At 60.7% G+C, this 13,785-nt stretch carries 12 protein-coding genes, 1 other RNA gene and 1 pseudogene; 9 read left to right on the top strand and 5 right to left on the bottom strand.

Features of this window, described 5'->3' with window-relative positions:
- Positions 1–129: 129 nt before the first annotated feature.
- Together ssrS and zapA are read right to left on the bottom strand one after the other, a co-directional pair.
- Positions 130–312: non-coding RNA, 6S RNA (gene ssrS / locus ACSMDR_RS17885), on the bottom strand.
- Between the two features lie 17 nt (positions 313–329).
- Entirely contained in the window at positions 330–662 is a 333-nt protein-coding gene (zapA, locus tag ACSMDR_RS17890; RefSeq protein WP_005900938.1) for a cell division protein ZapA, read from the bottom strand.
- A 173-nt stretch (positions 663–835) separates the two neighbouring features.
- On the opposite strand from zapA, the gene ACSMDR_RS17895 reads away from it, so the two are divergent.
- From ACSMDR_RS17895 to ACSMDR_RS17935, 9 genes and pseudogenes are all read left to right on the top strand, one after another.
- Positions 836–1,405, top strand: coding sequence for a UPF0149 family protein (locus ACSMDR_RS17895; protein WP_436469118.1), 570 nt, complete (start codon positions 836–838; stop codon positions 1,403–1,405).
- A gap of 156 nt (positions 1,406–1,561) precedes the next feature.
- The gene (gene ubiH, locus ACSMDR_RS17900; RefSeq protein WP_436469119.1) at positions 1,562–2,809 is read left to right on the top strand and encodes a 2-octaprenyl-6-methoxyphenyl hydroxylase; all 1,248 of its coding nucleotides are present in this window, start codon (positions 1,562–1,564) and stop codon (positions 2,807–2,809) included.
- Positions 2,810–2,812: 3 nt separating this feature from the next.
- Positions 2,813–4,108 carry an FAD-dependent 2-octaprenylphenol hydroxylase gene (locus ACSMDR_RS17905; protein WP_436469120.1) on the top strand — a complete coding sequence of 432 codons (1,296 nt, stop codon included), beginning with the start codon at positions 2,813–2,815 and terminating at the stop codon, positions 4,106–4,108.
- A gap of 382 nt (positions 4,109–4,490) precedes the next feature.
- Positions 4,491–5,588: a glycine cleavage system aminomethyltransferase GcvT gene (gene gcvT / locus ACSMDR_RS17910; RefSeq protein ID WP_436469121.1), complete on the top strand. Its 1,098-nt coding sequence runs from the start codon at positions 4,491–4,493 to the stop codon at positions 5,586–5,588.
- Between the two features lie 75 nt (positions 5,589–5,663).
- Positions 5,664–6,053 (top strand): glycine cleavage system protein GcvH, encoded by a 390-nt coding sequence (gene gcvH, locus ACSMDR_RS17915; RefSeq protein WP_436469122.1) that lies wholly within the window; start codon positions 5,664–5,666, stop codon positions 6,051–6,053.
- 237 nt (positions 6,054–6,290) lie between these two features.
- Positions 6,291–8,447, top strand: a pseudogene (gene gcvP, locus ACSMDR_RS17920) (aminomethyl-transferring glycine dehydrogenase); the annotation flags it as partial.
- Positions 8,448–8,508: 61 nt separating this feature from the next.
- A complete protein-coding gene (locus tag ACSMDR_RS17925; RefSeq protein ID WP_171006542.1) occupies positions 8,509–9,489 on the top strand; it encodes an IS5-like element IS5 family transposase in 981 nt (326 codons plus the stop codon).
- A gap of 162 nt (positions 9,490–9,651) precedes the next feature.
- Positions 9,652–10,032, top strand: coding sequence for a SpoIIAA family protein (locus tag ACSMDR_RS17930; protein WP_436469123.1), 381 nt, complete (start codon positions 9,652–9,654; stop codon positions 10,030–10,032).
- A 136-nt stretch (positions 10,033–10,168) separates the two neighbouring features.
- Complete coding sequence (locus ACSMDR_RS17935) at positions 10,169–10,918, top strand: class I SAM-dependent methyltransferase (RefSeq protein WP_436469124.1); 750 nt, start codon at positions 10,169–10,171, stop codon at positions 10,916–10,918.
- Positions 10,919–11,099: 181 nt separating this feature from the next.
- On the opposite strand, the gene ACSMDR_RS17940 is transcribed toward ACSMDR_RS17935, so the two are convergent.
- The 3 genes from ACSMDR_RS17940 to rnt all read right to left on the bottom strand — a co-directional run bounded on the left by ACSMDR_RS17940 (position 11,100) and on the right by rnt (position 13,674).
- Positions 11,100–11,345 (bottom strand): PA2433 domain-containing protein, encoded by a 246-nt coding sequence (locus ACSMDR_RS17940; RefSeq protein WP_005900956.1) that lies wholly within the window; start codon positions 11,343–11,345, stop codon positions 11,100–11,102.
- A 153-nt stretch (positions 11,346–11,498) separates the two neighbouring features.
- Positions 11,499–12,821, bottom strand: coding sequence for a Na+/H+ antiporter family protein (locus ACSMDR_RS17945; protein ID WP_005900957.1), 1,323 nt, complete (start codon positions 12,819–12,821; stop codon positions 11,499–11,501).
- A gap of 172 nt (positions 12,822–12,993) precedes the next feature.
- A complete protein-coding gene (gene rnt / locus ACSMDR_RS17950) occupies positions 12,994–13,674 on the bottom strand; it encodes a ribonuclease T (protein ID WP_005900959.1) in 681 nt (226 codons plus the stop codon).
- Positions 13,675–13,785 lie beyond the last annotated feature (111 nt).

Consider the following 13,785-nt stretch of genomic DNA (forward strand, 5'->3'; position numbering starts at 1 on the left):
GCACCGACCCCGAGCAGGTTCAAAGGGGGTGGCCGCGCAGGTTGCGGGGAAGGCCGGGATGCGATAAGCCAATGAGGCAGGGCAGCACAGAGAAAAGGCCCGTCATCAAGATGACGGGCCTTTTGCTGTTGGTACCCCGGAGATGCCGTTGCCGGTTTGGGCCCTTGAACCGTAGGTTCAAGGCGGAGATCGAGTCTGACCGCAGGCTTCTCGGTCGAGCCGAGCATGCACAATAGCCAGAAGGCCGATCCCCTGTTTGGTTTGATTATCGGCTCGGGGACTTGAACCGGCTGACAAACACTCCAGGGAATTTTAAAACGGGTCGCGAGTTAAGGCTTTTTGCCCTCTTCGCCATTGTCACCATACTGTCCATGCTCGATCAGGGCTGCTTCTATGGTGCGTTGCAGCATCTTGATCCGCTTGTCCATGGTCTCAGAGTATTGGTGGTTCTTCTCTTTTTCAAGGCAGAGCTCATGACAGAAATTGAGCGCGGCCATGATAGCCAGCTGTTCATTGCTGGAGACCTTGGAACGTTGACGCAGCTCGACAAGCTTGCTGGATAACTGATCGGCGGCCTGGCGCAGGGCATCCTGCTGTCCCGGGGGACAGGATACCTTGTAGGGACGTCCCAAAACGACGATTTCTACGGCCTCTGTGCTCATGCCTTCCTCAATACGGCGGGGGTGATTTCCGCCTTTATCCATGTGGACAACTGGGCGGGACTATATAGCGCAGATGCAGAAGTTTCAAGGCCTTGCTGGCTCTGGGCGGGTGAGAATGCTAGGATCCTGACCATCAATTCCGGCTATTTGACTGAACTTTGAGCGGATCCCCGATGAGCAAGACAACCCCCCCCAATTATGCGGCCCTGGCCGACCTCATGGACCAGCACGAGCTGATGGCCACGGCAGTGGAGGCCCACGGTGTTATCTGTGGTCTGATCTGCGGTGGCGTACCGCTGGATGACAAGAGCTGGTTAGCTCCCTTCAATGATCTGGTAAACGAAGGTTTCGGTCTGCCGGCCCAGGTGCGCCAGGTGATGACGGAGCTCTACCAGAACGCCATCGAGGGGCTGATGGCCCAGAAAGGGGTCGAGCTGCTGCTGCCCAACGATGATGCGCCCCTGGATGAACGTATCGATGGGCTGGTGGATTGGTCCCAGGCCTTCCTGGCGGGCTTTGGCGTGGTCCAGCAAGAGCTCTCCAAGGCATCCGAGGAGCTGCAGGAGATGATCCAGGACATTGCCAACATCACTCAGGTCTCGGAGGAGTTCGATCAGGAGGACGAGGAGAACGAGGTCGCTTTCCTGGTGCTCTATGAGCATGTCAAACTTGGGGTCATGATGACCTTCGAAGAGTTTGGCAAGCGTCCCGACACGCCGGACGCGCCACCGACCCTGCACTGAGCAGGGACAAACTGGGCAGTATTGACGAGGCAGCCATGGCTGCCTCGTCTGTTTGCAAGGTTGAGCGGCAGGCGCCATTTTTGCCCGTGACCTCCCATCCCATCGGGGGCAATTGTGATAGCATGGCCCCACGTTTTATCGGATTCTCTCCATCCCATGACTCACACTGATCCGACTGCCTCCGCCCGTTCATCTGCCCTGCAGGCCGACATCACCCTGGTCGGTGGCGGCATGAGTGGCGCCGTGCTGGCCCTTTCCCTCGCCGCCCTGCGCCGCCCGGATGGCGAACCATTGCAGATAGTGCTGCTCGAGGCGAGTGCGCCCGAACAGGGAGCGCACCCCGGCTTCGATGCCCGTGCCATCGCGCTGGCCGCCGGCACCTGCGAGGCGCTGGCACGCCACGGTCTCTGGTCGGGACTGGCCCCCCATGCCACCCCCATCACCGACATCCACGTCTCGGACCGAGGGCATCTTGGTCAGACCCGCATGACGGCAGCTGAATATGGCTTGTCATCCCTGGGGCAGGTGATTGAGCTCGGCGCCGCCGGTCAGGTCCTGCAAGAGGCCATCGCGCAGACGATCAACATTCGCATGCTCTGCCCGGTCCAGCTGACGGGGGTCACTCCCGGCGAGCAAGCCGTCGAGCTGACCCTGGCCACGGGGGAGCGGATCACCACCTCCTTGCTGGTCGCGGCCGATGGCGGTCACTCCTTCGTGCGCCAAGCGCTCAAGATCCCGGTACGCCGCCATGACTATGGTCAGCACGCGGTGATCGCCACGGTACAAACCGCCGAGCATCCTGCCGGGCGCGCCTTCGAGCGCTTTACCCAAGGCGGCCCCCTGGCGCTGCTGCCGATGCAGCACGGGCGCAGCTCCCTGGTGTGGAGCATGCCGGGGGACGAGGCTGACACCGTCATGGGTCTGGATGACGAGGCCTTTCTGGCCCGCTTGCAGCAGGCGTTTGGCTGGCGACTTGGCCGCTTCCTGCGCGCCGGGGCGCGCCACTGCTATCCGCTGGCGCTCACCGCTGCCGATTATCCTCTGGGACAACGCACCGTGCTGGTGGGGAACGCCGCCCATCTGCTGCACCCCATCGCCGGGCAGGGCTTCAACCTCGGCATGCGTGACCTCGATGCGCTCTATCACGCCGTGGCCAACGCCATGGCGCAAGGGGAGGATATTGGCAGCTATCCAGTGCTGAGCCGTTACTGGCAGGGGCGTCAGGGGGATCAAGAGACCACCATCTGGCTCACCTCGGCCCTGGCCCAGCTCTTTTCCAACGACCATGGCCCCCTGGTGGCCGGCCGTAACCTGGCGCTCTCCCTGATGGCTCGCGCCAGCTGCCTCAAGGGGCCCCTGGCTCGCCAGACCCTGGGCTTTGTCCCCCCAATCACTAAGGAGTAGGCCATGGAGCAGCATGACATGGTGCAGCAGCGCATCGTGCAACAGAGCATGGTGCAATACGATCTGGTCATAGTGGGGGGCGGCATGGTGGGCCTGGCACTCGCTGCGGCGCTCAAGCAGAGCTCACTCAAGATAGCCATTATCGAAGGGCAGTTGCCTGATCCCGTGCTGGCCGCGACGCCGGATAACAGGGTCAGCGCCTTGAGCCTCGCCAGCCAGCAGATCCTGCGCGGGGTCGGCGCCTGGGAGGGCATCCGCTCCCGCCGCCTGCAAGGCTATGAGCAGATGCAAGTATGGGAGCGTGACAGCTTCGCCCGCATCGAGTTTGATGCCGCCAGTCTGGGGTTGCCCTGGCTCGGCCACATCGTCGAAAACAGGGTCATCCAGCTGGCACTGCAAGAGGCCATATCGGGGGCTCGCCATATCGACCTGCTGGCCCCGGCCAGGGCAAAGAGCCTGCAGCAGGGACAAACCTGCGCCCTGCTGACTCTGGAAGATGGCCGCACCCTCTCGACCAGGCTGGTGGTCGCCGCCGATGGTGCCCACTCCTGGGTGCGCAAACAGGCCGATATTCCGCTGACTAGCTGGGACTATGGCCATCATGCCCTGGTCGCCACAGTGCGTACCGCCGAAGGGCATGGCGCCGTGGCCCGGCAGATCTTCAGCCCCGCCGGACCGCTCGCCTTCTTGCCGCTCTGGCAGCCCGATCTCTGCTCCATCGTCTGGTCTCTCCCTGCGAATGAAGCGCTACGGCTGCAAGGGTGCGATGAAGAGAGCTTCAACCGCGCGCTCACCGCCGCCTTCGATGCGCGCCTGGGTCTGTGTCGGGTTGAGGGTGCCCGCAGTGCCATACCGCTCACCGCCCGTTATGCCCGCGACTTTGCCCGGGAGCGGCTGGTGCTGGTCGGGGATGCCGCCCACACCATACACCCGCTGGCAGGGCAGGGGGTCAACCTGGGGCTGCAGGATGCTGCCGCCTTGGCGCAGACACTGCTTGCCAATGTCGCCAAGGATCAAGAGATCGGCGCCCTGGCCGGGCTGCGCGGTTATGAGCGCTGGCGCAAGACGGAGGCGAGCAGGATGCTGGCGGCCATGGAGGGGTTAAAGCGGCTGTTTGGCGGCGGGCATCCGCTGAAAAAACTGGTACGAGGGTTGGGGCTGAGTGCGGTCGACGCCATGGCCCCCCTCAAGCAGAGCCTGATCCGCAGCGCCATGGGACTGGAGGGAGAATTGCCCCTCCTGGCCAGAAGAGTGGTAAACGGCGAGGCCTTGAGGGGCCTGCCGGGTGAAAAAAACTAATCCCAGGCGCCATTTTTTACAATAAAAGTAATCCGAGAGGCTGATGTGCTTGTTTATGGCATCAGCCTTTAATATGGGCAGGTAGCGAAACGTTTTCCTGTAAATTGTGACGAGACGGTAAAAATCAAAATTTAACCCTAAAAAGTACCGGTCAATACTGTTTTTTCCTCTGTATTTATCATAGTGTTTGGCCGCTATCAGCATGTTGTGGATTAGTTTTTTTTAAGCGGCGCTCCGTCAGGCTTGTCTTATAATCCGCGCCATAGAAGGAACCAGTCCCGTAGCGCCCATGGCGATGTCGGGAGCGAGCCCAGGCCCTGTGGCCTCCTGCTCCACCCGGGAACCGGGTTGGTGCAGGCCCAGGTTTTAAGGAAAAACAGCGATGACCCAGACTACCGTATTGCACCCCAAGCACCTGGAAGCCGGCGCCAAAATGGTCGATTTTCATGGCTGGGAGATGCCCATCAACTACGGCTCTCAACTGGAAGAGCACCATGTGGTGCGCACCCAGGCGGGCATGTTCGACGTCTCTCACATGACCATCGTCGACTTGACCGGCGAGCGGGTGAAAGCCTTCCTGCAACATCTGCTGGCCAATGACGTGGCCAAACTCATCACCCCGGGCAAGGCGCTCTATAGCGGCATGCTGACCCCAGAGGGCGGTGTTATCGATGACCTCATTACCTATTATCTGGACGACAGCTTCTATCGCATGGTGGTCAACTCCGCCACTCGCGATAAGGATCTGGCCTGGATCCGCCAGCACGCCGCCGCCTTTGCGGTGACCGTCACCGAACAACCCTCCCTGGCGATGATCGCCGTGCAGGGGCCAGAGGCCAAGGCGCTGGCCGCCAAGGTGTTCAGCGCCGAGCAGAACGCCGCCGTCGCGGGCATGAAACCCTTCTTTGGGGTACAAGCCGGGGATCTCTTCATTGCCACTACTGGCTATACCGGCGAGGAGGGTTACGAAATCGTGGTGCCAGAGCATCAGGCCTGTGACCTGTGGCAGGCTCTGCTCGACGCGGGCGTGACACCTTGTGGTCTGGGGGCTCGCGACACCCTGCGTCTGGAGGCCGGGATGAACCTCTACGGCCAGGACATGGACGAGAGCATCAGCCCGCTGGCCGCCAACATGGCCTGGACCATCGCCTGGGAGCCGAGCAATCGTGACTTCATCGGCCGCGTGGCCCTGGAAGCCCAGAAGGCCGCCGGGGATCAGCCCAAGCTGGTGGGGCTGCTGATGGAAGAGAAGGGTGTGCTGCGTACCGGCATGCCGGTCAGCTTCACCAATGCCCAAGGCGAAGTACGCACCGGAGTTATCACCTCAGGCTCCTTCTCGCCGACCCTGGGACTCTCCATTGCACTGGCGCGGGTGCCTCGCGACATCGGCGAGACCGCCGAGGTTGAGCTTCGCAAGAAGCTGGTGACCGTGAAGGTGACCAAGCCGGCCTTTGTACGCAACGGCCAGAAATTGGTATAACTTTTATCGTTTCAGGCTCGGGGTCCACCCCGGGCCAACCCTGTTCAATGATTCAAGTGAATAAAGGAAGCACAAATGAGCCATATCCCGAGCGAACTGAAATATGCCACTTCCCACGAGTGGATCCGTGTCGAAGCCAACGGTGAGGCCGTGGTCGGCATCTCCGAGCACGCCCAGGAGCTGCTGGGTGACATGGTGTTCGTTGACTTGCCGGAAGTGGGCAAGCAGGTCGGTGCCGGTGACGACTGCGCCGTGGCCGAGTCCGTCAAGGCGGCCTCCGACATTTACAGCCCGGTGAGCGGCGAAATCATCGCCGTCAACGAAGAGCTGGAAGGCAGCCCCGAGCTGGTCAACTCCGACCCTTATGGCGCCGGCTGGTTGTTCCGCATCAAGCTGGACGACGCCGAGGAGCTGGCGAATCTGCTGGACGCTGACGGCTACCAGAACGTCGTCGACGAAGATTGATGTCGCCCTGGGCCCTGCACGCGTGCAGGGCCTTTTGCTATGAGCCTCTGCATGGCGCGGGGGCTTTGCCGGGGGAGCGCGCAGCCTTGCCGACTGGCTAGCATCCCTGGCTAATCCCGCGGATTTATCCTGTGCGGGATCCTGTCTATCCGCCGTGGGCAAGTGCCTGCGAGCCGCCGAGTGGCACCTCAGCTTGGCAATACCTTCTATCAGGCATATCTACTAGGAAATAGGGAAATGACCCAGTCACTGTTTGAACTCGAGCAAAAAACCAATTTTCTGCGTCGCCACATAGGCCCGGGCGAGAGCGAACTGCGCGCCCTGCTGGCCACAGTCGGTGCCGAGAGTCTGGATGACCTCATCAGCCAGACCGTCCCCGCCGCCATTCGTCGCGATGCCCCGCTCGGGATAGGCGCGCCCATGACGGAAGTAGAGGCACTGGCCAAACTCAAGGGCTACGCCGCTCAGAACCGTATCGCCAAGAGCTACATCGGCATGGGTTATCACGACACCCATGTGCCCCACGTCATCTTGCGCAACGTGCTGGAAAACCCGGGTTGGTACACCGCCTATACCCCTTATCAGCCGGAACTGGCTCAGGGCCGCCTCGAAGCCCTGCTCAACTTCCAGCAGCTGACGCTCGATTTGACCGGCATGGATCTGGCGAGCGCCTCCCTGCTCGATGAAGCCACCGCCGCCGCCGAAGCCATGGCCCTGGCCAAGCGCATGGCCAAGTCCAAGTCCAATCTCTTCTTCGTCGCCGATGACGTTCACCCCCAGGTGATCGACGTGGTGCGCGAGCGCGCCGTCCATTTCGGCTTCGAGCTGGTGGTGGCCCCGGCCGCCGAGGCGGTGAACGAGGAGGTGTTTGGTGCCCTGTTCCAGTACCCCTCGACCACCGGTGAGGTGAGCGATCTGGGCGCCCTGATCAAGGCAGTACAGGCCCAGAAAGGGCTGGCCTGCGTCAGTGCCGACATTCTCTCCCTGCTGCTGCTCAAGTCCCCGGGCGAGCTGGGTGCCGATGTGGTGCTGGGCAGCGCCCAGCGCTTCGGTGTGCCCATGGGCTACGGTGGCCCCCACGCGGCGTTTTTCGCCACCCGCGATGCCTACAAGCGCTCCATGCCGGGCCGCATCATCGGGGTCTCCAAGGACAGCCGTGGCAAGTCTGCCCTGCGCATGGCCATGCAGACCCGTGAACAGCACATCCGCCGCGAGAAGGCCAACTCCAACATCTGTACCGCCCAGGTGCTGCTGGCCAACATGGCGAGCTTCTACGCCGTCTATCACGGCCCGGTTGGCCTCAAAACCATTGCCAACCGCGTGCACCGTTTGACCAGCATCCTGGCATTGGGACTCAAGGCCAAGGGGCTGACCCTCAAGCACGACAGCTGGTTCGACACCATCACCGTCCTGACCGCCGACAAGGCCGCCCTGGTTGCCCGTGGCGATGCCATGAACATCAACCTGCGCGCCGATCTGGATGGCGCCGTCGGTGTCTCCCTGTCTGAAACCAGTACCCGCGAAGATGTGGCCGAGCTGTTCGACCTCTTCCTCGGCCAGGATCACGGTCTGGATATCGAGACCCTGGATGCCAAGGCGCAGGCTCATCAGGGGATCCCGGCCGAGCTGTTGCGCACCGACGCCGTGCTGACCCACGAGGTGTTCAACAAGTACCACTCCGAGACCGAGATGCTGCGCTACATCCACCGTCTCGAGGCCAAGGATCTGGCTCTGAACTACGCCATGATCTCGCTTGGTTCTTGCACCATGAAGCTCAACGCCACCGCCGAGATGATCCCGGTGACCTGGCCCGAGTTTGGCAAGCTGCACCCCTTCGCCCCGCTCGCGCAGGCTAAAGGCTATCAGCTGCTGCTGGCGGATCTGGAGAACTGGCTGGTCAAGATCACCGGTTATGATGCGGTCTGCATGCAGCCCAACTCCGGTGCCCAGGGTGAATACGCGGGCCTGCTCGCCATCAAGAAGTACCACGAGTCTCGCGGGGAAGGGCATCGCGATGTCTGCCTGATCCCGGCTTCTGCCCACGGTACCAACCCGGCCTCCGCCCAGATGGCCAGCCTCAAGGTGATCGTCACCGCCTGCGACAAGTCCGGTAACGTCGATCTTGACGATCTGCGCGCCAAGGCGGCGGAAGTGGGAGACAGGCTCTCCTGCCTGATGGTCACCTATCCTTCCACCCACGGGGTGTACGAGGAGACCATCAAGGAGGTGTGCGACATCGTTCACCAGCATGGTGGCCAGGTCTATCTGGATGGTGCCAACATGAATGCCCAGGTCGGCGTCACCGCCCCAGGCTTCATCGGCGCCGACGTGTCACACCTCAACCTGCACAAGACCTTCGCCATACCCCATGGCGGTGGCGGCCCCGGGGAAGGTGCGAACAAGTCCCTGATATGAGATCATATTTGTCATTTGGAGCCATGAAACAGGGTTCATCATGAGTCATCAGCTCACCTTCGCCGACAGTGAATTCAGCAGTAAGAGCCGTCAGACCAGAAAAGAGATTTTCTTGTCCCGCATGGAGCAGATTCTGCCATGGCAAAACATAGTGGAAGTCATCGAGCCGTTTTATCCCAAGGCTGGTAATGGCCGGCGACCTTATCCGCTGGAAACCATGCTGCGCATTCACTGCATGCAGCATTGGTACAACCTGAGCGATGGCGCGATGGAAGATGCTCTGTACGAAATCGCCTCCATGCGTCTGTTTGCCCGGTTATCCCTGGATAGCGCCTTGCCGGACCGCACCACCATCATGAATTTCCGCCACCTGCTGGAGCAGCATCAACTGGCCCGCCAATTGTTCAAGACCATCAATCGCTGGCTGGCCGAAGCAGGCGTCATGATGACTCAAGGCACCTTGGTCGATGCCACCATCATTGAGGCACCCAGCTCGACCAAGAACAAAGAGCAGCAACGCGATCCGCAGATGCATCAGACCAAGAAAGGCAATCAGTGGCACTTTGGCATGAAGGCCCACATTGGTGTCGATGCCAAGAGTGGCCTGACCCACAGCCTAGTCACCACCGCGGCCAACGAGCATGACCTCAATCAGCTGGGTAATCTGCTGCATGGAGAGGAGCAATTTGTCTCAGCCGATGCCGGCTACCAAGGGGCGCCACAGCGCGAGGAGCTGGCCGAGGTGGATGTGGACTGGCTGATCGCCGAGCGCCCCGGCAAGGTAAGAACCTTGAAACAGCATCCACGCAAGAACAAAACGGCCATCAACATCGAATACATGAAAGCCAGCATCCGGGCCAAGGTGGAGCACCCATTTCGCATCATCAAGCGACAGTTCGGCTTCGTGAAAGCCAGATACAAGGGGTTGCTGAAAAACGATAACCAACTGGCGATGTTATTCACGCTGGCCAACCTGTTTCGGGCGGACCAAATGATACGTCAGTGGGAGAGATCTCACTAAAAACTGGGAATAACGCCTTAAATGGCGAAGAAACGGTCTAAATAGGCTGATTCAAGGCATTTACGGGAGAAAAAACGGCTCAAACATGAAGAAATGAAATGACTGAGTCAGCCGAGAAGAATTTCCCCGCTTATTCGCACCTTCCTTAGGGGAGGATAGGTGATGACAATGCAACAACATGGTTTGACCCTGGGACTGGCCCGGGTGAATGATGTCTCCTTTATTTCAATCAAGGCGGTTGGCAGACTGAGCCATGAGGATTATCTGGCCATCACCCCCATGCTGGAGGCGGCGCTGAGCCGGGTCGAGGGCAGGGGGATGAGGGTGCTGCTCGATGCCCGCGAGCTGGAGGGGTGGGAGCTGCGCGCCGCCTGGGACGATCTCAAGCTGGGGCTCAAGCATGGCAGCGAGTTTGGCAAGATAGCCCTCTATGGTCAGCCGGGCTGGCAGACTCTCGCCGCCCAGGTCGGCAACTGGTTTATCTCGGGTGAGGTGAAGGCCTTTGATGACGAGGCGGCGGCCATCGATTGGCTGACCGAGTAGAGCGGTTGATGGGCGGTGACTTGGCTGGATGCTGTCAAGGATGGGAATCCGAGCCGATAGGCGCCAGGCAACGGGGTCATGCCATCACGGCCTGACCCTGTGTCTCCCAGAGACAATCATGCAAGAGGAGCATGTAATGGACAGTACCCAACGATTCTCGGCCCGGGTTGAGGCTTATGTGAAGTATCGCCCCGGTTACCCGGCGGCCATGCTGGATTTTCTGACGCAGTGCCTCGGCATGGGACAAGACGCCGTGGTGGTCGATGTAGGGGCGGGTACCGGCATATTGACGGCGGAACTTGCGCCGCGGGTGAACCGAGTCTGGGCGCTGGAGCCCAATGCTGACATGCGTGCCGCCGCCGAGGCGTTGCTGGCCGGGGTCAGCAATATCTGCTGGCAGGCAGGGAGTGCGGAGGCAACCGGTCTGGCCGATGCCAGTCTGGATCTGGTTGCCGTGGCCCAGGCCTTTCACTGGTTTGACCGGGCCGCCTTCAAGGCCGAGTGTCGCCGAGTGTTGAAGCCAGGTGGCCGGGTTGCCCTCATCTGGAACGACAGGCTGACCGACACCCCGTTTCTCAAGGCCTATGAGGCGGGGTTGCGTGCCTATTCCAGCGACTATGAGGAGGTCAATCATCGCAACCTTGGCGAGGCCGACTTCGACGCCTTCTTCGAGGGAGAGTATCGGCTAGATTGCTTCGATAATTGCCAGATGTTCGACCTCGAAGGTGTTCTGGGGCGGCTCAACTCCTCCTCCTATGCGCCCGCCATCGGCAGCGAGGCCTATGAGGGGTTGACGGCGCTTATTCGCCACGAGTTTGCCCGCTGCGCCGTCGATGGCCAGATAGCCTTCAACTACCGCACCCTGGTCTATAGCGGTCGGGTCTAGGATCAAGCGCTCGCAGTCTGCAAGGCGCGATAGCCGCGCCAATATGGCCACCGGGCCAAGGCATCGGCTCCTGGCGTCATCATGCAAAAGCCCTCGCCGTGGCGGGGGCTTTTGCTCTCTACCTATGGGGTAGGGACAGGGCCGGATCGTCGGTTCGGCCTGATTTTCAGGGCAAGGTGGCTCAGGTCTTGTCGATGCCGAGCAGCGCCTTGGCCCTGTCCAGGGTATCGACGGACTCCTGATGACGCCCGGCCTTGTGCAGGGTTTCGCCTTCGGCCCTGAGTGCTTTGACCTCGGCGAGCTGCTCGGCATTGAGCGCCGGGCCTGCCGCCAGGGCATCGTCTATCTGTTTCATGTCGATCGGGCAGTGGAACGCCAGGGCACTGGTGCTAAACAGCAGGGCAATCAGCCAATATGCAGGTTTCATGGGTTAGCTCCTTGTTGGTCAGTTGAAGTATATAGGCCATCGCCCATCTCGCGGGCTGAGCCACTGACCTGCTGGCCAGCGCTAGCCCGCGCCCAGTAAAAAGCCCTCGCGGAGCGAGGGCTTGTCTACTTAACGATGACGCCGGGGAACCTGTTACAGCACCATGGCGGCAATCCAGCCAAACAGGATCAGCGGGATGTTGTAATGAATGAAGGTGGGTACCACGGAGTCCCAGATGTGGTCGTGCTGGCCGTCGGTATTGAGGCCAGAGGTGGGCCCGAGGGTCGAGTCGGAGGCGGGGGAGCCTGCATCACCCAAGGCGCCGGCTGTACCTATCAGAGCGATGGTCGCCATGGGGGAGAAGCCAAATTGCAGACAGAGCGGCACGTAGATGGTCGCAATGATGGGCACTGTGGAGAAGGAGGAGCCTATCCCCATGGTGATGAGCAAGCCAACCAGCAACATCAGGAAAGCGGCGACTCCTTTGTTGTGGCCGATCAGGTTGGCAACGGATTGCACCAGGCTCTCGACCCCTTGGGTCTCCTTCATCACGGCGGCGAAACCGGCGGCGGAGATCATGATGAAGCCGATGAGGGACATCATGCGCACGCCCTGGGTGAAGGCATCCTGACTCTCGCGAAACTTGATGACGCCACCGCAGGTGAAGATGATGAACCCGGTCAGGGCGCCCAGGACGATGCTGTCGGTGTAGAGCTGCAGCCCCAGCGCCACGGCGATGGCGAGCAGGGCGACCCAGATGTGGGTCAGGTTCAGCTCGACGGATTCGGGCTCGGCGGCCAGGATCTTGGCCAGATCATACTGGCGCGGCTTGCGATAGCTGATGAATACGGCGACCAGCAGACCGAGGAACATGCCAAATACCGGCAGCGCCATGGCTTGGGGGATCTGGCTGTTGACCAGGGTCACACCGTTATCCATCAGGTTCTTGGCAAGGATATTGTTGAGGAAGATGCCACCAAAGCCGACCGGCAGCAGCATATAGGTCGCGGTCAGACCGAAGGTGATGACGCAGGCCACCTGGCGTCTGTCCATCTTCATCTGCGCCATGACGTGCAAGAGTGGCGGTATCAGTATGGGGATGAAGGCGATGTGGACCGGGATCAGGTTCTGGGAGGAGATGGACACCGCCAGCACTGAGGTCAGCAACAGGGTCTTGACCCAGAGCATCCGCGATTGGCTCGCATCCTTGCCGAGTTGACTGATCACCTTGCGAGCCAGCAGATCCGTGATGCCCGAGCGGGAGATGGCGACCGCGAAGGCCCCCAGCATGGCGTAGGAGAGGGCTATCTCGGCACCGCCACCCAAGCCACCGCTGAAGGTACTGAGGGTATCGGAGAGCGACAGGCCCCCGACCAGGCCGCCGACGATGGCGCTGACCGACAATGAGACGACCACATTGATCCGCAGCAGGCTGAGCACGAGCATCAGCGAGACTGCGATAACAACAGGATTCATGTGACTTCCTTATAATGATGTGTTGTTGTCTGGCGTGTGAAAGGGCGTTAGTTTGCGAAAAACGGGACAAAAGTCGAGTAAAAATTCATAGAAATGGCTCTGTCAGTCACTTCCGCGAACGGATATCAAAGAAGGGCTGCCGTGGCAGCCCTTCTCGCAAGGCAATAGATGACTACTGTTCGGAGGCCACGTCTTGCTCCGTCGCCTCGTCCACGGCTTCATCGCTTTCCAGCAGAGGCCAACCCCCCAGCGCCTTCCAGCGATTGACGATATGACAGAACAGCAGCGTGGTGCGCTCAGTGTCATAGAGGGCCGAGTGCGCCTCTTTGTTATCGAAGGGAATGCGGGCGGTCTGACACGCCTTGGCCAAGACCGTCTGACCCAGCGCCAAACCCGAGAGGGCGGCAGTGTCGAAGGTGGCAAAGGGGTGGAAGGGATTGCGCTTGAGGCCCGCACGTTCGGCGGCGGCCATCACGAAACCGTGATCAAAGGGCGCATTGTGGGCCACGACGATGGCGCGGTTGCAATCCTGCTCCTTCATGCCCTTGCGGATCCCCTTGAAGATCTCGGTGAGTGCTTCCTTCTCGTCCACGGCACCGCGCAGCGGGTTGTAGGGATCTATGCCGGTAAAGTCGAGGGCTGCCTTCTCCAGGTTGGCGCCTTCGAAGGGGGCAACGTGGAAGTGAAAGACTTGGTCGGGCACCAGCCAGCCTGCCTCGTCCATCTTGAGGGTGTAGGCGGCGATTTCGAGCAGGGCATCTGTCTTGGCATTGAATCCAGCGGTTTCAACATCGATGACGACGGGGTAAAAGCCACGGAAACGGCCTTTGAGAGTGTTAACAGCGTCGGTCATGGGATCTCGGTCGGCTTGAAGTGAGGCGGCATTATGGCAAATCAGCCTTCATTTGTCGCGCCCGGGTGACAGGTCAACTAGGTTGCCCATGCCGCAGACTCAGCCGCTGAT

Source organism: Aeromonas molluscorum, from assembly GCF_051376105.1.
Classification (GTDB): Bacteria; Pseudomonadota; Gammaproteobacteria; order Enterobacterales; family Aeromonadaceae; genus Aeromonas; species Aeromonas molluscorum.